The following is a 689-nucleotide window of genomic DNA, read 5'->3' on the forward strand; positions in this document are numbered from 1 at the left end:
GTGAAGCCGAGCGCCGCGAGCCGGCGGGCTGTCTCAAACGCGATGCGGCCGTTGCCGCCGGTGACGAGGGCGACCTTGCCGGAGTGATCTGTCGTGCCGGTCATGTTGTTCTCTCAAGCTCTTCGCAATCAGAATGCGACATTCCCTCTGCCGCGCCCAGTCGATTTGCTGGAATAGAATCCTTTCGTTGCACGATGCGGCACAGGAATGGACCCGCCAGTTCCCTTTGGGCGGCCCGGAACACCGCAGCCAGCAACGGCCCTCCCCGACACAATCCAGAAACAAGATTCAACAGTCGGGAAAAACTCGCGAAAAGACCGGGTGGCATAACCCGTTCCCGAAGCAGCCGAGTGCGGCGACAACCCGATCTTCGAAAAAGGAAATGCCGATTTTGAAAAAGAGCCTCCTCTCCGTTCTCGGCCTGGCCGTCGCGCTCGCTTTCGCGGTGCCGGCACTCGGCACCACCGAAGCCAGCGCCGCTGCGACCACGGCTGCCGCAACCACCACGACCGCTGCTCCGGCCGCGGCCACCGCGACGGCGAAGCCCGCAGCCAAGGTCGCTCATCACAAGAAGCACAAGAAGCACCACAAGCATCACGCCCGCAAGCATCACCTGAAGAAGCACCGCAAGCATCACGTCAAGAAGCATCACGTGAAGAAGCACGTCGCCAAGAAGGCGGCCTAAGTCC

Annotated in this window: 1 protein-coding gene; it reads left to right on the forward strand. The window is 61.8% G+C overall.

Annotated elements, in window-relative coordinates; genetic code table 11:
- The first annotated feature begins 187 nt into the window (after nucleotides 1–187).
- Nucleotides 188–685: a hypothetical protein gene (locus tag EN742_RS38515; protein ID WP_189375772.1), complete on the forward strand. Its 498-nt coding sequence runs from the start codon at nucleotides 188–190 to the stop codon at nucleotides 683–685.
- Nucleotides 686–689 lie beyond the last annotated feature (4 nt).

The organism is Mesorhizobium sp. M4A.F.Ca.ET.020.02.1.1, assembly GCF_004022645.1.
Lineage (GTDB): Bacteria > Pseudomonadota > Alphaproteobacteria > Rhizobiales > Rhizobiaceae > Mesorhizobium.